This window comes from Actinomadura napierensis (genome assembly GCF_039529375.1).
Taxonomy (GTDB): Bacteria; Actinomycetota; Actinomycetes; order Streptosporangiales; family Streptosporangiaceae; genus Spirillospora; species Spirillospora napierensis.
Genome location: NZ_BAAAMR010000057.1, coordinates 1 through 18,169, shown reverse-complemented (window position 1 = coordinate 18,169; position 18,169 = coordinate 1). Strand labels below are relative to the sequence as shown.

17 protein-coding genes are annotated in these 18,169 nt (G+C 71.9%); 7 read left to right on the top strand and 10 right to left on the bottom strand.

The genetic code is table 11. The annotated features are described in order from the left end of the window. The 5 genes from ABD296_RS28155 (at window position 1) to ABD296_RS28135 (ending at window position 4,661) form a co-directional block, all read left to right on the top strand. Window positions 1–819, top strand: a complete 819-nt coding sequence (locus ABD296_RS28155; protein ID WP_344273497.1) for an ABC transporter permease — start codon at window positions 1–3, stop codon at window positions 817–819. Window positions 820–857: 38 nt separating this feature from the next. Next, entirely contained in the window at window positions 858–1,727 is an 870-nt protein-coding gene (locus ABD296_RS28150; RefSeq protein ID WP_344273494.1) for a fumarylacetoacetate hydrolase family protein, read from the top strand. Beyond that, window positions 1,724–2,575, top strand: a complete 852-nt coding sequence (locus ABD296_RS28145; RefSeq protein WP_344273491.1) for a fumarylacetoacetate hydrolase family protein — start codon at window positions 1,724–1,726, stop codon at window positions 2,573–2,575. Before ABD296_RS28150 ends, ABD296_RS28145 begins: the two co-directional genes overlap by 4 nt. Further along, the gene (locus ABD296_RS28140) at window positions 2,572–3,342 is read left to right on the top strand and encodes an alpha/beta hydrolase (protein WP_344273488.1); all 771 of its coding nucleotides are present in this window, start codon (window positions 2,572–2,574) and stop codon (window positions 3,340–3,342) included. The genes ABD296_RS28145 and ABD296_RS28140 overlap by 4 nt, the downstream gene beginning before the upstream one ends. Window positions 3,343–3,413: 71 nt before the next feature. Further along, window positions 3,414–4,661: an amidohydrolase family protein gene (locus ABD296_RS28135; RefSeq protein ID WP_344273485.1), complete on the top strand. Its 1,248-nt coding sequence runs from the start codon at window positions 3,414–3,416 to the stop codon at window positions 4,659–4,661. Window positions 4,662–4,711: 50 nt separating this feature from the next. Here ABD296_RS28135 and ABD296_RS28130 read toward each other — a convergent pair whose 3' ends face one another. The 8 genes from ABD296_RS28130 to ABD296_RS28095 all read right to left on the bottom strand — a co-directional run bounded on the left by ABD296_RS28130 (window position 4,712) and on the right by ABD296_RS28095 (window position 14,335). Further along, a complete protein-coding gene (locus ABD296_RS28130) occupies window positions 4,712–5,530 on the bottom strand; it encodes an IclR family transcriptional regulator (protein WP_344273482.1) in 819 nt (272 codons plus the stop codon). A 70-nt stretch (window positions 5,531–5,600) separates the two neighbouring features. Next, window positions 5,601–7,019 (bottom strand): multicopper oxidase family protein, encoded by a 1,419-nt coding sequence (locus tag ABD296_RS28125; protein WP_344273479.1) that lies wholly within the window; start codon window positions 7,017–7,019, stop codon window positions 5,601–5,603. 131 nt (window positions 7,020–7,150) lie between these two features. Then, window positions 7,151–7,792: a DUF4232 domain-containing protein gene (locus ABD296_RS28120; RefSeq protein WP_344273476.1), complete on the bottom strand. Its 642-nt coding sequence runs from the start codon at window positions 7,790–7,792 to the stop codon at window positions 7,151–7,153. A 90-nt stretch (window positions 7,793–7,882) separates the two neighbouring features. Further along, window positions 7,883–10,411, bottom strand: a complete 2,529-nt coding sequence (locus tag ABD296_RS28115; RefSeq protein ID WP_344273473.1) for an ATP-dependent Clp protease ATP-binding subunit — start codon at window positions 10,409–10,411, stop codon at window positions 7,883–7,885. 159 nt (window positions 10,412–10,570) lie between these two features. Continuing rightward, on the bottom strand, window positions 10,571–11,377 hold the full coding sequence (locus tag ABD296_RS28110; protein ID WP_344273470.1) for an energy-coupling factor ABC transporter ATP-binding protein: 807 nt from the start codon (window positions 11,375–11,377) through the stop codon (window positions 10,571–10,573). After that, window positions 11,367–12,308, bottom strand: coding sequence for a cobalt ECF transporter T component CbiQ (cbiQ, locus tag ABD296_RS28105; RefSeq protein ID WP_344273467.1), 942 nt, complete (start codon window positions 12,306–12,308; stop codon window positions 11,367–11,369). Before cbiQ ends, ABD296_RS28110 begins: the two co-directional genes overlap by 11 nt. A gap of 26 nt (window positions 12,309–12,334) precedes the next feature. Further along, complete coding sequence (gene cbiM, locus ABD296_RS28100) at window positions 12,335–13,414, bottom strand: cobalt transporter CbiM (protein ID WP_344273640.1); 1,080 nt, start codon at window positions 13,412–13,414, stop codon at window positions 12,335–12,337. 144 nt (window positions 13,415–13,558) lie between these two features. Then, window positions 13,559–14,335, bottom strand: coding sequence for an Fpg/Nei family DNA glycosylase (locus tag ABD296_RS28095; RefSeq protein ID WP_344273465.1), 777 nt, complete (start codon window positions 14,333–14,335; stop codon window positions 13,559–13,561). A 159-nt stretch (window positions 14,336–14,494) separates the two neighbouring features. On the opposite strand from ABD296_RS28095, the gene ABD296_RS28090 reads away from it, so the two are divergent. Further along, window positions 14,495–15,604, top strand: a complete 1,110-nt coding sequence (locus ABD296_RS28090; protein ID WP_344273462.1) for a serine hydrolase domain-containing protein — start codon at window positions 14,495–14,497, stop codon at window positions 15,602–15,604. A 31-nt stretch (window positions 15,605–15,635) separates the two neighbouring features. Here the strand turns inward: ABD296_RS28090 and ABD296_RS28085 are convergent, their stop codons facing one another. Then, window positions 15,636–16,160: a VOC family protein gene (locus ABD296_RS28085; protein ID WP_344273460.1), complete on the bottom strand. Its 525-nt coding sequence runs from the start codon at window positions 16,158–16,160 to the stop codon at window positions 15,636–15,638. A gap of 200 nt (window positions 16,161–16,360) precedes the next feature. Between ABD296_RS28085 and ABD296_RS50660 the strand changes: the two genes are divergently transcribed. After that, window positions 16,361–17,032 carry an SRPBCC family protein gene (locus ABD296_RS50660; RefSeq protein ID WP_407061518.1) on the top strand — a complete coding sequence of 224 codons (672 nt, stop codon included), beginning with the start codon at window positions 16,361–16,363 and terminating at the stop codon, window positions 17,030–17,032. Between the two features lie 310 nt (window positions 17,033–17,342). On the opposite strand, the gene ABD296_RS28080 is transcribed toward ABD296_RS50660, so the two are convergent. Further along, window positions 17,343–18,169: HNH endonuclease signature motif containing protein (locus ABD296_RS28080; RefSeq protein ID WP_344273457.1), on the bottom strand; the 827-nt coding region annotated here is incomplete at its 5' end.

Below are 18,169 nucleotides of genomic sequence, written 5' to 3'. Positions count from 1 at the left end.
ATGACGGCCATCACCGGAACCTCCCCCGCGGCCGCGCGGCGCACGGCGCGGCCGCGGGAGGCGGCGGCGGTCCAGCTCGTCCGCTGGGGCACCGTGGCCGCGCTGGTCGCGGTGTGGGAGGCGCTGACCCGGCTGACGGACGCGGGCGGCGACTACCTCACCTCGCCCAGCCGGATCGTCGCCGACGGCCTGCCGAAGGTGTTGGAAGGCGACTCGCTGACCCTGGTCGGCTACACCACGTACCGGTTCCTGATCGCCTTTGCGATCACCGCGGTGGCGGGCCCCGCGATCGGGCTGCTGCTCGGACGCCTCAACAAGCACGTCTACCTCGGCGGACGCGACGTCGTGTCGGTGCTGTACGCGCTGCCGATGGCGCCGCTGTACCCGCTGTTCGTGCTCTGGCTCGGCCTCGGCGACGGCTCGGAGATCGCGTTCGGCGTCATCCACGGGATCATCCCGGTGATCCTCATGACGATGACGGCGGGCGCGGCGGTCGAGCCCGCCGTGCTGGACTCCGGCCGCGCCATGGGCGCCGGGCGGCTGCGCCGGCTGCTGTTCCTGGTGGTGCCCGCCTGCCTGCCCGACATCATCGGCGCGCTGAAGATCGGCGCCGCGCTGTCGCTGCTCGGCGTGCTGCTGGCCGAGCTGATGATCTCGGTGGACGGCGTCGGCACGTTCATCTCCACCCAGATCACCAACCACGGCGCCGCCGCGCTGGACGCGATGGTGCTGGTCGTCTGCGTCGGCGCGCTCGCCGTCAACGCGGTGCTGTCGGCGATCGAGAAGCGCGCCTCCCGCGGCCGTCCGGACCGGCCCTGACCTGCTGACTCCCCCATTCACCGAGGAAACTGGAAGACATGAAACTGATCACCTTTGACGAGGGCCGGGTCGGGCGGCTCGACGGCGACGACGTCATCGAGCTGGACGTCCCGTCCACCCGCGCGTACTTCGAGCGCGACGGGAGGGTCGGCGAGACCGGCGAGCGGCTGAAGCTGGCGGACGTGCGGCTGCGCGCGCCGATCACGCCGAAGAAGTTCTTCCACACCGCCGGCAACTTCGCCGACCACCACGAGGAGCTCCAGGCCGTCAACTGGTCGCACCCGGTGCACAAGGGCATCGTGTTCTTCCAGAACGTCGACGCGATCATCGGCCCGGACGACCCGATCGTCTACCCCGAGCACCTCACCAAGGAGCTCGACTACGAGCTGGAGCTGGCCGTCATCATCGGCAAGCCCGGCAAGTTCTTCGGCCCGGACGAGGCGGTCGAGCACATCGCCGGGTTCACCGTCTTCAACGACATCACCGCGCGCGACATCCAGCGCCGCGAGATGGAGTCGGGCGTGTTCTCCTTCAGCAAGGCGATCGACACGTTCTGCCCGATCGGCCCGTACATCGTCACCGCCGACGAGATCGACGACATGCAGAACCTGGCGATGCAGCTGCGGGTGAACGGCGACGTCCGGCAGACCGGGCACACCAAGCAGATGCGCGTGTCGATCCCGCACCTGGTGGCCTACCACTCGCCGCAGATCTTCAGCGCCGGGGACATCCTCACCACTGGCACCGTCTCGGGCGTCGCGGCCGTCCAGCCGAACCCGTTCGACTTCTACCTGCGTCCCGGCGACGTGGTCGAGGCCGAGATCGAGGGCGTCGGCACGCTGCGCAACCACGTCGTGTCCTGGCAGGACGCCCACGGCGAGCCCGCTCCGGAGAAGGTCGACTGGTGAGGATCGCCAACCTCAAGGGCCGCCTGGTCGTGGTGGTGGACGACGCGGCGGTCGACGTCGCGGAGGCGAGCGGCGGGCGGTTCCCCGCCGACCCGCAGGCCGTGTTCGCCGACTGGGACGCCTTCCGCGACTGGGCCCCGCGGCTCGACGCCGCCCAGGGCGCGCCGTTCGCCGTCGAGGACCTCGGGGCGCCCGTCCCGCGCCCGTCGCAGGTGTTCGCGATCGGGATCAACTACGCCGAGCACGCCGCCGAGGCCGGGTACCCGCCGGACTCGGCGCCGGTGACGTTCACGAAGTTCCCGAGCTGCCTCGCCGGGCCCGTCTGCGACGTCGAGCTGCCGTCCGAGACCGTGGACTGGGAGGTCGAGGCCGTCGTCGCGATCTCCCGCGAGACGTACCGGATCGGCCGCGAGGACGCCTGGGACCACGTCGCGGGGATCACCCTCGGCCAGGACCTGTCCGAGCGGACCGCGCAGCTCGCGGGCGCGAAGCCGCAGTTCAGCCTGGCCAAGTCGCATGCGAACTTCGGGCCGACCGGCCCCTGGCTGGTCACCCCGGACGCGTTCGGCGACCCCTCCGACCTGGCGATCTCGTGCAGCCTGTCGGGCGAGACGGTGCAGAGCGCGCGCACCTCGTCGATGATCTACGACGTCCCGGAGCTGCTCGTCCGGCTGTCGCGGGTCTGCCGGCTGTTCCCCGGCGACCTGATCTTCACCGGGACGCCGCCGGGCGTCGGCAACGCGCGCACCCCGAAGCGGTTCGTCCGGCCGGGCGAGGTCCTGGTCAGCGAGCTGGAGGGGGTCGGGAGCATCACGCAGCGGTTCGTCGCCGCGGAGGACGCGCGGTGAGCGTCCGGGTCCTGAAAGGCGTCGAGTACGCCGCGGAGGTCGGGTACCGGCCGCTGCTCCTCGACCTTTACCTGCCGCCCGCGGACGGCGCGCCGGTCGTGCTGTTCCTGCACGGCGGCGGCTGGCAGCGCGGGACGCGGCGCGACTTCGGGCGCGAGTTCGCCGGCTGGCGGCCGTCCCCGTTCGAGCGGATCGCCGAAGCGGGGCTCGCGGTCGCGTCCGTGGACTACCGGTTGTCGGGCGAGGCGCGGTATCCGGCGCAGTTGGAGGATGTGCGGGCGGCGGTCGCGTGGCTGCGCGAGCACGGCGGCGAGCACGGGTTCGACGGGTCCCGGATCGTGGCGTGGGGCGAGTCGGCCGGGGCGCACCTGGCCGCGCTCGCCGCGCTCACCGGCCCCGGGATCGCGGCCGTGGTCGGCTGGTACGGCGTGTACGACCTGTCCGCGATGCCCGAGCCCGGCGATCCGTCGTCGCGGGAGGCGCGGCTGCTCGGTGCGCCGGCCGGCGACGTCCCGGATCTCGCTTCCGAGGCCAGCCCGGTCGCGCACGTCCACGCGGGCGCGCCGCCGTTCCAGCTCTGGCACGGCACGGCCGACCGGTTCGTGCCGATGGCGCAGAGCGAGCGGATGGCGGAGGCGCTGCGCGCGGCCGGGGTCCCGGTCGAGTTCCGGCAGGTCGAGGGCGCGGACCACATCTGGCGGGACGCGCCGGACGTCGGCGCCGTCTTCCGGGAATCGCTGGAGTTCGCCCGTGGCGTCCGGGCGTGACCTGGATTACGCTGGCACTACCACACTGAGAAAGTCACTTTCATTCACCGAAAGTTGAGGGGAGGCCCGCGATGGGCGAGATCGTGTTCACCGGCGGATCGGTGTTCGACGGGACCGGCCGGGAGCCGTTCCCCGGCGAGGTCGTCGTGCGGGGCGACCGGATCGCCGCCGTCCGTCCGGGCCACTCCCCCGCGCCCGAGGGCGCGACCGTGATCGACTGCGCGGGCGCGACCGTCATGCCGGGCCTGGTCGAGGGGCACGCGCACCTGACGTTCCCCTCGGCCGTCGGCCACCTGGAGCCCCGCTTCAACCCGCCGGTCGACGTGTCGTTCTTCGGCGCCCCGCCCACGGCGCAGGAGCACCTCGCGCTCGCCGAGCGCAACGCCCGGATCCTCCTCGACGCGGGCTTCACCAGTGCCTACTCGGCCGGCTCGCTGACCCCCGGCAACGTGGAGGTCCAGCTCCGCGACCGGATCGCGGCGGGCGAGGTGCCTGGACCGCGGCTGCGCGCCGCGAGCTTCGAACGCGACAACAACCCCGTCCGGCACGGCGCCGAGAACACCACCCCGACCGGCCTGGCTCGCTTCATCGCCGAGCAGGCCGCGCTCGGCTTCGACTCGGTGAAGCTGCTGCTCAGCAACGACGACGTCTTCGTCCCCGGCGGCTCGATGCAGACCCAGTACACCGCCGAGGAGGCCGCGGCGGCCGGCGCGGCGGCGCGGGAGGCGGGCGTGTGGCTCAACTGCCACGCGCAGAACCCCGAGTCGATCAAGCTCGCCGCCCGCAACGGCTTCCGCTCGGTGTACCACTGCTCGTACGCCGACGAGGAGGCCCTCGACCTGCTCGAAGAGCACAAGGACGAGCTGTTCACCGCACCCGCCGTCGGGATCATGTGGGCGAACGTCCACGAGGCCGAGGAGTTCGGCATCGACCGGGCCATGGCCGAGCGCATGGGGTCGGTCGCGCAGCTGGAGGCGCAGACCGCGCTCTACCCGGAGATGCGGCGGCGCGGCATCCGCGTCCTGCCCGGCGGCGACTACGGCTTCCCGCAGACCCCCATCGGCCGCAACGCCCGCGACCTGCAGCTCTTCGTGGACCTGTTCGGCTACACCCCCGCCGAGGCGCTCGTCGCCGCGACGAAGTGGGGCGGCGAGGTCATGGACATGGCCGACGAGCTGGGCCTGCTCGCGCCGAACTACCTCGCCGACCTCCTCGTCGTCCAGGGCGACCCGACGCGGGACGTCTCCGTCCTCCAGGACCCGGCCAACCTGAGCGTCATCATGCAGGGCGGCCGCCTCCACAAGGGCCGCCCTGCATGATCGGCTAGTTCCGTCCGGGCTCAGCCGACGCGCGCGGGAGCTGAGGCGGGTCAGCGGCCGCCGAGCAGCATCGTGATCTCCGCGCACGTGCCCTGGACGAGCGGCCGGATCTCCTCCAGCAGCCGCGCCGTGGACACCTCGGTCGCGGGCACCGCCACGTTCACCGCGGCGACCACCTTCCCGGACGCGTCCCGGACGGGCCCGGCCACCGACCGCAGCCCGTAGGCCAGCTCCTCGTCCTGCACCGCCCAGCCGCGCTCCCGGGTCTCCGCCAGTGCGGGGCGCAGCTCGTCCAGCGACGCGACCGCGTTCGGACCGGCCGGCCCGGCGAACGACCCGCCGGTCAGCACCCGCTCCAGCTCCTCGCCCTCCAGGTGGGCGAGAAGCATCTTGCCCATCGACGTCCGGACGGCCGGCAGCCGCGACCCCACCTGGATGTTGGCCGTCACCAGGTCGTTGTTGCGCAGCCTGACGAGGTACAGCACATGGTCGCCGGACAGCACGCCGAGGTTCACCGTCTGCCCGGTCGCCTCGACGAGGCGGCGCAGCGGCCCGTCCGCGAGCTGCACCATGTCGAGACTGCGCAGCGCCGAGAACCCGAGCGTGAGCACCTTCGGCGCGGGCCGGTACGCTCCGTCCGGCAGCTGCTCCAGGAACCCCTCGCTCACCAGCGTCGACGCCAACCGGAACGCCGTCGGCATGGGCAGGCCGGTCTCGGCGACGACGTCGGTCAGCTTCATGGCCGGGCGCTGCTCGGAGAACAGCCCGAGGATGCGCAGCCCCTTCGCGAGCGCCTCCACGTGGTAGGCGCCCTTCGGACGGGCCGCGCCGCCCGCCTGGCGGGACGTGGCCTGGTTACGCGGCGGCACTCGGACTCGCTTCCTGCGCACGGACACTGGCCGCCTCATGCTAGCCAGCCCCGCGCGGACGGCGCGCGGCTCAGCCGCCGCCGGTGATCCGGAACCGCCCCATCATTCCCATCGCCGAATGGTCGATGATGTGGCAGTGGTAGATGTAGTCGCCGCCGAACGCGGGGTCGAACGCCACCCGGACGCCGACGGACTCTCCCGGCCGCACCATCACGGTGTCCTTCAGCCCGTCCTCGGTCGGCATCGGCGGCCCGCCGTCGCGGTCCAGCACCCGGAAATCGGCCAGATGGACATGGAAATTGTGCTGGATCACCTGGTTCTCGTTGACGATCCGCCACGTCTCGGCGGCGCCGCGCTCGACGGTGAAGTCGATCCGGCGAGGGTCGAACGCCCTGCCGTTGATGAATCCCATGCCCGTCTTCTTGTCCATGGAGAGGCGGAATTCGCGGGCGGCGGTGGCCGGACGCAGCGCGGGCAGGGTCGCGAGGCGTTCGGGGACACGGCTGCCGTCCCGGACGCGTCCGCACACGTCGAAGCGGAGAATGCCGTTCGTGGACGGCCGGGTGGAGAACCCGTCGCGGAGCACGACCCGCGCGCCGGGTGCGTACCTGGAGAAGTCCACGACGATGTCGGCGCGCTCGCCGGGTGACAGCGGAACGGAGGTCGTGGTCAGCGGCGCCGGCAAAAGCCCGCGGTCGGTGGCGATCTGCTGGAATGCGTCGCCGGTCGACAACTCCGCCTTGAAGAACCGCATGTTCGCCGCGTTCAGCAGCCGGAACCGGTACTTGCGCGCCGCCACGCGGAAATACGGCTGAGGACGCCCGTTGGCGAGAATCGTGTTGCGGCCGGCGAAATCCTCGGGAATGTAGACGAGAGAGCCGTCCTCGCCAAAACGGGCGTCCCTGAGCACGATCGGCACGTCGAAGCGCCCGCTCGGCAGCCCAAGCCCCGCCTCGCATTCGTCATGCAGCAGATAGGCCCCGGCCAGCCCCCGGTACACGTGCTCGGATTCCAGATGGTGCGCATGGTCGTGATACCAGAGCGTCGCCGCGCGCTGCCCGTTCGGATAGCGGTACCGCCTGGCCCTCCCGGGCTCGACGAGATCCATCGGCCCGCCGTCGTCCTCCGGCCGGACCGCGCCTCCGTGCAGGTGCACCGTCGTCGGCTCGTCCAGGCGGTTCACATGCTCGACCACCACGCGCCGTCCGGCCCGCGCCCGGATGGTGGGGCCGGGGAACGCCCCGTTATAGGCCAGTACGGGCGTCCGCGTCCCGGGAAGGATCTCGGCCAGCGCCGATGCCGCGGCGAGCCGGTAGTAGTCGGCGTCGCGCGTCGAGCGCACCGGCCGCGCCTCGACCGGCACGGGCATCGGCACCGAGAACGGCGGCGGAACGCGAGCCCACCGAACGCCCGCCGCCCCACCGACGACCCGCCCTGCGAGCCCGCCCGCGGACAGCTTGAGCAGCGCCCGCCGATCCAGAGTTCCCACGTCCCCCGCCGTCACCCCGCCGCACCGCGCTCCGCCCACCAACTGCCCTCCCCGCGCCCTCCCCGCCGAAACAGCGTCCGCGGGCCGCCGCGTCACCGCGCGGTGAAGTCAGGGTGCCGGTCCGCCCGGGGTCAGCGGGGGGCTGCGCCGGGTTGGAGTGGCGTCGTGGAGATGTGGCCGTTGCCGCAGACCACGCCCTGGTTCCAGTTGACGGCGAGGTGGGAGCGCTCGTCCGGCGGGGTGACCCAGGCGAGCCCCGGCGTGGGCGCGCAGGCTCCGTGCTCCGGTTCGCGGGGGCCCGGCACGACGGTCCATTGGAGCCGCGCGTGGGCGCTTCCGCCGGGCTGGAGCCTGACGGTCTGCGGGCCTGGTGGGGAGAGCCGTTCGACGCGGGTGGGGATCGGGTGGTCGGACGCGGTGAGCAGCAGCATCCCGACATAGCCGTAGACGTGGCAGGCCGAGCCGGAGGTGTTCGTGAGGGTGAGGAAGGCGTAGCGCTGCCCGGCCGCGGGTCCGGCGGTGCTGATGCGCGCCTCCAGGTCGTCAGAGCGGCAACGTCCCGAGGCATGGGACGGGCTGCCGGACGACGCGCTCGGGGTCGGGGCGAAGTCCCTCGTGATCGTCGGGGACGGCGGCGTGCCGGGGGCGGCGGTCGTCCTGCTGGGGGTGGGCGAGGCGCCCGAATCGCCGCCGCCGCCGCAGGCGCACAGCACGGCGGCAGCGGAGGCGAGGACGATCGCGAACGGCGGCTTGCTGATCCCTGACGGTCGCACGCGCCCCTCCTCACGCCGGCATGAGCCGTATATGCCCGATGCCGGTCCGCTCAAGGGGCCCGGCATCGGCCATATGAGGCCCGGAGCGCGCTACCGGGAGGTGATCGTCTCGTCCGCCGGGCTCGCCGCCGTGGTCACGTCGAACTGGAGGCCGCCGGACGTCGCCGACACCTCCACGTGCCGCCCGTGCTCCAGGTCGCCGGCCAGCAGCAGGTCCGACAGCTGGTCGTCCACCTCGCGCTGAATGGTGCGGCGCAGCGGTCGGGCGCCGAACTCGGGCTGGTGGCCGCGCTCGGCGATCCAGTCGACGGCCTCCGGCGTGAACGACACGGTGACGTCCTGGGCGCGGAGCCGGCGGCGCGTCTCGTCCAGCAGCAGGTCGGTGATCTGCCGGAGCTGGTTCGCCTCCAGCCGCTTGAACACGATGATCTCGTCGATCCGGTTGAGGAACTCGGGCCGGAACGACTCGCGCAGCCGCCGCATGATCCGGTCGCGCAGCGCGGTGTCCTCGCCCTCACGGCCGCCGAACCCGATCTCGGTCCGGCCGGTGATCAGGTCGGAGCCGAGGTTGCTCGTCATGATCACCACGGTGTTGCGGAAGTCGACGGTGCGGCCCTGCGCGTCGGTGAGCCGCCCGTCGTCCAGCAGCTGGAGCAGGACGTTGAACACGTCCTGGTGCGCCTTCTCGATCTCGTCCAGCAGGATCACCGAGTACGGCTGCCGCCGCACCGCGTCGGTGAGCTGCCCGGCCTCCTCGTAGCCGACGTATCCGGGCGGCGCGCCCATCAGCCGGCTGACGGTGTGCCGCTCCTGGAACTCGCTCATGTCGAACCGGATCATCCGGTCCCGGCTGCCGAACAGCGCCTCCGCGAGCGCCTTGGCCAGCTCGGTCTTGCCGACGCCCGTCGGGCCGAGGAACAGGAACCCGCCGATCGGACGGTCCGGGTCGCCCATCCCGGCACGGGACCGCCGGACGGCCCGCGAGACCGCCGCGACCGCGTCCTCCTGGCCGATGACGCGCCCGTGCAGATGCTCCTCGAGCTTCGACAGCCGCTCGCGTTCCGCCTGCGTCAGCTGCGTCACCGGGACGCCGGAGATCCGCGACACGACCTCGGCGATGTCCTCGGTGGTCACCTCCGGGACGCCGACCGGCTCGTGGTCGTCGCGCATCCCCGCCAGGTCGTCCTGCAGCCGGTTGATCTCGTCGCGCAGCTCCTTGGCCTTCTCGTAGTCCTCGTCGGCGACGGCCTGGTCCTTCTCGCGGCGCCGCCGGTCGAGCCGGTCCTCCAGCTCGCGGCGCCCGCCGTCGCGCGTCCCGGACCGCAGCCGCACCCGCGCGCCCGCCTGGTCGATCAGGTCGATCGCCTTGTCCGGCAGGAACCGGTCGGTGAGGTAGCGGGTGGACAGGTCGACGGCCGCGACCAGCGACTCGTCGGTGTAGCGGACCTGGTGGTGCGCCTCGTACCGGTCGCGCAGCCCGCGCAGGATCTCGACGCTGTCGTCGGCGGACGGCTCCGGCACCATGATCGGCTGGAAGCGGCGCTCCAGCGCGGCGTCCTTCTCGATGTTGCGGCGGTACTCGTCCACGGTCGTCGCGCCGACCACGTGCAGCTCGCCGCGCGCCAGCGCCGGCTTCAGCATGTTCCCGGCGGTCATCGCGCCCTCGGCGCCGCCCGCCCCGACGAGGGTGTGGATCTCGTCGATGAACACCACCAGCTCGTCGGCGTGCGCGCGGATCTCGTCCACGACCTTCTTCAGCCGCTCCTCGAAGTCGCCCCGGTACCGGGTGCCCGCGACGACGCCGGACAGGTCCAGCTGGACGATCCGCTTGCCGCGCAGCGTCTCGGGGATGTCGTCGTCGACGATCCGCTGCGCGAGGCCCTCCGCGATCGCGGTCTTGCCGACGCCGGGGTCGCCGATCAGCACCGGGTTGTTCTTCGTGCGCCGCGACAGGACCTCGACGGTCTCCTCGATCTCCTCGTCCCGGCCGATCACCGGGTCGATCCGGCCCTCGCGGGCCAGGGCCGTCAGGTCGCGGCCGAACTCGTCCAGCGTCGGGGTCTCGGAGTGGCCGTTCCCGCCGTTCTTCGGCGGCTGCCCGCCGCCGCCCGCGGCCGCCGACTGCAGCGTGTCCGGGGTGACGTGCGCCGCGTCGAGGATGCGTCCCGCGCTGGAACCGCGGTCCAGCGCCAGCGCGAACAGCAGGTGCTCGGGCCCGATATAGGACGACCCGAGCGCGCGCGAGACCTGGTGCGAGTCCAGCAGCGCGCGCTTGGCGGCCGGGGTCAGCTCGGGCTGGGCCTCGCGCGGCTCCCCCCGGTACGCGTGGTTCTCGATCTCGTGCTGGATCGCGTCGGGGTCGGCGCCCGCGCGCTCCAGCCAGTGCCGGGTGCCCTGCTGCCGCGTCGCCGCCCACAGCAGGTGGTCGGCGTCCAGGTCGCGGCTGCCCCACTGCGCCGCCCGCGTCGCCGCGTCCCGGACGAGTTCGCGCGCGGGCTCGCTCATCAGCCGGGCGAGGTTGATCCGCTCGGTCGGCCGCCGATGCGCCCGGGTCCCGAAGAACCGGGCGAGCATCTCCTCGAACGGGTCCATCCCGCCGGATCCGTACCACGCCGTCATTGAGAACCTCCCGTCCCCGTGCTTCGGTCCCGCGAATCGCAGGTCCCACGAATTGCTCGGGTCCCACGATGTGCTTCGGTCCCACGATGGCAACGGTCTGGACCGTGCCCACGCGGCTGCGCCGGAAACACCAGGTGAGCGGCCTGCCGGGGCCCGCGGTCAGAGCCGGGTGCCGGGATGGATCAGGTTGACCGACAGCAGCAGGGCGCGGTCGCCGAGGATCTCCTCCGGGGCGCCCTCGGCGACGATCCGGTGCTCCTCGGAGAAGACCACGCAGCGGTCGGCGATGCGGGGCAGCGCCTCCAGGTCGTGGGTCGCGTTCACGATCGTCTTCCCGGCGGCGCCGAGCTGCTCGATCAGATCGGTCAGCCAGTACTGCGAGCGGGGGTCCAGCGCCGCCGTCGGCTCGTCGAACAGCAGCACCTCGGGGTTCGTGGCCAGCACGGACGCGATCGCGACCCGCTTCTTCTGGCCGCCCGACAGCTGGAACGGCGCCCGGTCGGCGAGCGCCTCGATACCGAGCATCGCGATCACCTCGTCGACCCGGGCGGACGCCTCGTCCGCGCTCAGGCCGAGCTGCAGCGGCCCGAACGCGATCTCCTCGCGGACGTTCGGCGAGAACACCTGCGCGTCGGAGTTCTGGAACACGAACCCGACCCGGGACCGGAACGCCTGCGAGAACTGCTCGTCCTCCAGGGTGTCCTCGGTGACCGGCTGGCCGAACGCGGTGAACTCGCCCGAACTCGGGAAGACCAGCCCGTCCAGCAGCTTGAGCAGGGTGGACTTGCCGCAGCCGTTGGCGCCGAGCAGCGCGACCCGCTCCCCGGCGCGGACCGTCAGCGACACCCCGTCCAGCGCGGGATAGCGGTCGAGGTAGGAGTAGCCGACCTCGCGGCACTCGAACGTGACGCCGGCCGCGCCGGTCGCGCCGGTCGCGGGCGCGACCGTCTCCGGGTTAGTTGCCAAGGAAGTGATCCCCGATGAGTATCGCCGCGGCCAGCGCGGCGCAGCAGAGGGCCGCGGCGATGTCGAAGCCGGTCAGCCGGAACGCCTGGAGCGTCCGGGCGTCGCCGCGGTAGCCGCGCGCCGTCATCGCCTGGTGCACCTCTTCCGACAGCTGGTTGGCCTTGCCGAACAGCGCGCCGCCGCTGGCGCCGAGGAAGGCGCGGGCGCCCCCGTCGTGCTTGGCCGCCCCGATCGTACGGGACGTGCGCGCCTGGTACATGTCGGTGACGGTGTTGAGCAGCAGGAAGATGTACCGGTACGCCATGCCGATGATCAGGATGAAGATCCGCGGGACGCCGACCGAGCGCAGCGCCGCCAGCAGCCGCACCCACGGCGTGGTCAGGGTCAGCAGGACCACCAGCGAGATCGACACCGCGACCCGGCTGACGACCAGGCCCGCGGACGTCAGGCCCTGGCTGGTGAACCCCTCGGCGCGGCCGTGCCAGTGCCACAGGGTCAGCACCACGTCCCCGTGCGTGACCACGGACAGCGTCGCGGGCAGCACGACGATCCCCGTGAAGATCGGCACGAACAGCCAGACCCGCTTGATGAAGAACCCGACCGGCAGCCTGGACGCGGCGGCCAGCGCCAGCGTCACCGCGTAGACGGCGACGAGCGTCGGGATGTTGCGGGCCAGCCCCGCGGCGACCAGCAGCACGATCATCGAGAGGAACTTCACCCGCGGGTCGACGCGCTGCAGCAGTCCGCGCTGCCGCGCCGTGTCGTCGCTGAACATCACCTGGCGGAGCAGCCCCGCGCCGCCGTTCAGCGTCTTGCGCAGGTAGCCGCCCTTCTTGCGCTTGCCGATGCACCCGCACGGGCACATCGCCAGCTCCTTCTGGAGCAGCCACTGCGGCACCTGGACCCGCTCGTCGACGGCCTGCTCGCTCACGACCGCAGCTCCCGCGGACGCCGCGCTCACGACTGCTCCGCCGTCTCGTGGCGGCGGGTCGCGCCGCGCCGGGCCGCCGCCCAGCGGACGGCCGCGGTGATCAGGAAGATCGCGGCGCCCACGATCGCGATGCCGACGACCGCGGAGACGATGTAGCCGATCGTCGGATGCGCGTCCGAGGTGAAGTCGTAGCCGTCGAACAGCGCGTGGTGCCAGAAGCCGTTGTACTTGTTCAGCCCGCTCGGCACCGCCGACAGGCCGTACTTGTGCAGGTCGAGGTCCTCCGGGGCGTCCTCACCGAACGCGCCGCCGGGCGCCAGCAGGCCGAGCGGCGTGAGGACGGCCATCACCGCCACCGCGCCGAGCGCGACGCGCAGCGGCCGGCCCCGCCGCGGCGCGGCCGCCTTCTCGCCGTCCGCCGCGACGCCCGCGTGGTTGACGCGCAGCAGCGGGAGGTTGGCGCGCTGCAGGTAGGCCACGACGCCGCCGGTGAGGATCCCCTCGGCGATGCCCGCGATGGTCAAGTGCGCCAGCATCATCGCCGGGATCGTCTGGTCCAGGTGGTACGGCGCGTACAGGGGCGCGCCGGCGGCGTTGTGGAACAGGTCGGGCTGGAGGCCGAACTCGATCGCCGCCGCGAACGCCGCCGCATTGATCCCCGCGTAGCCGCCGACGGCCGCCGCGAGGGCCCGGCGCGGGGCGGTCAGCTCGGACCGCCCGGCGATCAGCTTGTACACCCCGTACCCGACGAACGGGGCGAGGACGGCCATGTTCGCGCAGTTGAAGCCGAACGCCAGCACGCCGCCGTCCCCGAACAGCAGGGCCTGAAAGCCCAGCGCCACGCTGACCGCGAGCACCGCCGCCCACGGCCCCAGCAGGATCGCGATGATCGTCGCGCCGATCGCGTGCGCGGTGGTGCCGTCCGGGATGGGGATGTTGAACATCATCACCAGGAAGCTGACGGCGGCCAGCACGGCCAGCGTCGGCACGTGCCGGTTGCGGACCACGCGCTGCACGCGGCGGACCGCGACCGCCCAGGCCGGCACGGTGATGGCGTACCCCACCGCACAGGTCTGCGGACTCAGGTATCCGTCGGGAATGTGCATGCCCACCCACTCACGTTCAACGACGCACAGATGCCGCAGTTGCGACCTTCTCGCAATAAGTTAGTCGAACCGAGCACACCCGACCACAACCGCCCCGCCAGGTAAGGCCACTGCGACCCTCCGGCCACTCAGGGTCCCGGACGCTCACGCGGGCTGGCAGTGCCCGCACCACACCGTCATCCGCCCGGAGACGCGGCGCCGGGACAGCCGCGTGCCGCAGCGCGGGCAGGCGCCCTCCGGGTCGTCGCGCGCCCCGGTCAGCCAGGTCCGGCGGGGCGGCACCCGCTCCGCCTCGACCGACCGGCGCAGGACGTCCCGCATCGCCCTGTGCAGGGCCTTCACCTCGTCGCCGTCCAGGTCCCGGGCCCGGCGCAGCGGGTTGATCCGGGCGCGCCAGCAGATCTCGTCGGCCAGCAGGTTGCCGAGCCCGGCGATCACCGACTGGTCCGTCAGCGCGCTCTTGAGCCGGCCCCGCCGGTCTCGCAGCCGGTCGGCGAGGCCGTCCCGCGACAGGTCGAGCGCGTCAGGGCCGAGGTCGGCGAGCCGCCGGTCCGCCTCGTCGCCGTCCTCCGCGAGCCGGACGCCCTGCAGCTTGCGCATGTCGCGGTAGCGCAGCTCGCCGTCCCCGAAGCGCCAGATCACGCGGTCGTGCGGGTGGACCGGCTCGTCGCCGGCATGCCACGACAGCGACCCGGTCATCCCGAAATGCAGCATCAGCACCGGCCCCTGCACCGGCGCGACCAGCCATTTCCCGCGCCTGCGCGGCTCCTCGAACCGGTGCCCGCGCAGCGCGCGGCCCAGCCGCCCCGCGCTCACCCCGCGCAGGACGCCGGCGTCGCGCACCTCCACCGACCGGATGCGGTCGCCGGTGTGCGCGGCGAGCACGCGGCGGAAACCCTCGACGTCGGGAAGCTCCGGCATGCCCTCCCCCTACCCGCTGTGCGGTTTCCGCGCCCCGGTTTGTCACCGTTGGCCATGGTGCGGCGCGGCCCCCGGAGTTACCTTCCGGTAGGCCGAATCGGAAACGCTCGCTATTCGATTCGGTGTCGCATGCCCGACCACCCCACCCCGGGAGCCCCCATGCGCCGCAGACCCGCCGCGTTCGCCCTGGCCACCGCCCTCACCCTCGGCCTCACCGCCGCGCCCGCCTTCGCCTCGCCCGCTCCGCCCGGCCCGCCGGTCGCGCCGTCCACCGCGTCCGCGCTCGCGGCGGCGCAACTGCCGAACTTCGACCCGCTCACACCGTCCGCGAACCCGGTCGAACTGACCAGCGACCCGCACGACCTCGGCAAGGTCACCTACACCTACAACGGCCAGACGCACACGGTGCAGGACTACCTGAACCGCGCCGCGCAGGGCTTCGTCGTCCTCGACGGCAGCAAGATCCTGGACGAGTGGTACGCGGCCGGCTACTCCAAGGACTCGCTGTTCCAGTCCTGGTCGATGGCCAAGTCCTACACCGCCGACGCGATCGGCGTCGCCCTCGGCGAGGGAAAGATCCACTCCATCGACGACACGGCCGGCGCCTACGTCCCCGAACTAGCGAACACCGCCTACGGGGCCGTGACGATCCGGAACCTCCTCCGCATGGCGTCCGGAATCGGGTGGAACGAGACCGTCGACGACGTCCCGCTGCACGTCGGCGTCAGCCTCGGCCTCTACAGCACCCTGCAGTTCGCCGCCACCCGCACCAAGGCCGTCGAGCAGGGCACCCAGTTCAACTACACGAGCCTCAACACCGCCGTGCTCGCCCTCGTCCTGCAGAAGGCCACCGGCGAGCCCTACTACCGGTACCTCCAGGAGAAGATCTGGGGCCCCGGCGGCATGGCCGCCACCGCCTACGTCGGCAACGACTCCCACGGCGACGCCCTCGGCTACTGCTGCATCTACGCCACCGACCGCGACTTCGCCCGCTTCGGCAAGCTGATGCTGGACGGCGGACGCGGCGTCGTCCCGGCCTCGTGGGTCGCCCAAGTCGGCACGCCCTCGGGCGTCAGCCCGTCCTACGGGCTCGGCTGGTGGATCGACGGCACCGACGGTTACTACGCCAGCGGTCTCGGCGGACAGCTCATCTACGTCTCGACGAAGTACCACGTCGTGATCGTCAAGAGCACGTTCCTCAACCCCGACGAGGCCGAGACGCTCCCGGCCTTCCGCGCCGTCGCCGCCGAGGTCGCCCGCAACCGCTGAACCCGGAGTGACCCGCGCCTCCGCGCGCGGGTCACTCCTCCATGTGCGGGTTGACGAACACGTCCTTGATCTCCGCGGCCGTCAGGTCGGTGCGCCCCGTCAGGTCGTTGCGGGGGTCGGCGAACCGGAACCGGTAACCGCCGGGCGGCAGGTGGCCGATCTCCCACCAGTTCCCGTCGAGGTCCTTGAGGTAGAACGAGTACACGCCGTGCTGCCGCACCGGCTTGTTCAGTTCCTTGACCCCGTACTCGTCCTGGACCGCGCTGATGTCGCGGTACGCCTCGTCCACTTCCTCATCGCTACCCACGTCCAGCCCATTGTGATAGAGCAGCGGCATATCCGGCCGATCCGGTTTCGATTCCACGCAGACATACGTGTGATCGCCACCGAGACGAATGTAGAGCGCCGCCTTCATCGGCTGGACGACCTCCAGTCCGAGGACCTCCTCGTAGAACCGGCGGGTGGCCGCGACATCGGTGATCTTGAGCGTCCCGTGGGACAGGAACCGCGTCTTCACCACGGGTTCCCTCGTCGACCGCTGCGTGATCCCCGGCATAGCGCTTCCCTTCACCTCGACGGCGATGGCCACCATTCCATAAGGGCCTTTTGCCCACAATGCCGGAAGAGTGAGTATTTGCACGGCCGGCGCGTCACCCAGCGTCGTCCGAGCCCCGTCCCCATTCGCGCTGCGCGCCCGCGCGACCTGCTCAAGCGCCGCCTTGAAGCCGAGAAAGACCTCATCGCCCGGAGCCGCCGATGAATGCCGGCCAGGATCACACGCGCCTTGGCGATCTCGTCCCGCCCACGATGGTGCCGACGATCTGCTTGTGCTGTCCCGACAGCCGCACCAACTCGCTCGGGCGCGCCCCCACCTCCCCGAGCACAGCCAGCACCGACGGTTTCGCCTACACCCTCACCCGCACACTCGGCGCCCCGGTCGCCGAGGCCTGGTCCGCCTGCACGGACGCCGCCCAGTACGACCGCTGGGCGGGCGCCGAGGACGTCGTCCCGAACGTCCGCCCCGGCGGCGACCGCGTCCCCCTGACCGGCGTCTACACCGAGGTCGTCGAGCACGAGCGCCTCGTGATGGGCATGCACGTCCCCGGCCGCGCCGAACCCGTCCTGATGACCGCCGAGTTCACCCCATCGGCGACCGCACCCAGATCAGCCTGTCCCAGTTCTTCGACACCGCCCCCGACCGCGACCAGGCAGAAGTCGGCACCTGACCGAGACCGCTCCTCTGGGAGCCCGCGCCATAAGGGGCTCCCAAGAACGAACCGACGGGGCAGACCGTCACGGGCGGGAATGGTGTTCGGGACCAGGTCGAAGGGTGTTCGTGCGGTGGGGTGGCGCTGGCGTACGGGGCCGCCCCTCCAAAGTCAAGGGCGCCTTCGGCGTCGCTTCGCGATGGACTTCGTCCACCCTTGACTTTGGAGCCTCTGCGGCCCCTGAGGCAGCGCAAAGGGGCAGGCTCCGCCTGCCCCGCCCCGGGTCGCGCCACCCCACCGCCCCCGAACCAGCGGACGAAGAGTCGGGCGGGCGGAACGCCGAGGGGCTGACGATGGCACGAGTCGGCTGCGGCGTGCGGGCGTGCTGACCTCGCCGAAGGGGATGGTCGGTGCCGATCCCGATCCCGGTACGGATGGAGCGGTAGGGGGCCGGGGTGACGTGGGCATGCCGGTTCGCCCGAGATCCGGATTGGATTCGGGCGAACCGGTGCCGTGGAGGTTGGGGCGGGTTATGCAGCCCAGTTGGCGGTGGTGTCGGGTGGGCCGAACGGCCCCGGCGGCCCACTACCCGTCCGGGTTCTTGATCGGGCACCCGGTGGTGGTAGCAGCCGGTAGACGTACTGCCCGTCGGGATCTTTGGTGATCCCGATCTGGTTTGGGCTGGTGTGTTTGAAGCGGTTGTGCCATCCGCAGGTGAGGGCGAGTTGGTCGATGTCGGTGGGGCTGTTGCCCAGGGCCCAGCCGTTGACGTGGTCGACTTCGCACAGCGTCCCGGGGATCTCGCATTCCCGCACCGCGCAGGTCGGATACTGCGTCTCCAGTACCTGCCGTTGGGCGGCGCTGGCGAACCGCTCCCGGTACCCGAGATACAAGGGCGTGTGGCCGCGTCCGAGCAGGAGCGGCGATACACCGGCCGCTAGGGCGATGCGGCGGGCTTGGGCGGCGGGGATCGGTGTGCCGTCGGTGAGGCGGGCCGGAGCATTGCCGCCGGTCAGTGTCTCCAGGTCGCAGATGACCGTGACCTTGGTGGCCTTGTGCCCACCCGACAGGACACTCGACAGGGCGGCCGCCGTCCGCTCTCCTGCATCGCGGTGGTCATCAGGTCCGGCCGGCTTGACCAGCGGGCCCAGGGTGCCGTCCCAAATGGCGGCGTCCTCGGCGTTCAGCCAGCCCTTGATGTAGCGGCCGCCGTCCAGCGAACCGGTACTGGTGATCCACGACTTGGCGTACCCGCGCTTGACGTCTTGGCCGGGGGCGGCTTCGGTGCCGTCGCGTTCGGCGATCACGTCACAGATGCGGCGGCCGAACACCCCCACCTTCGCCGCCGAGAACCCTT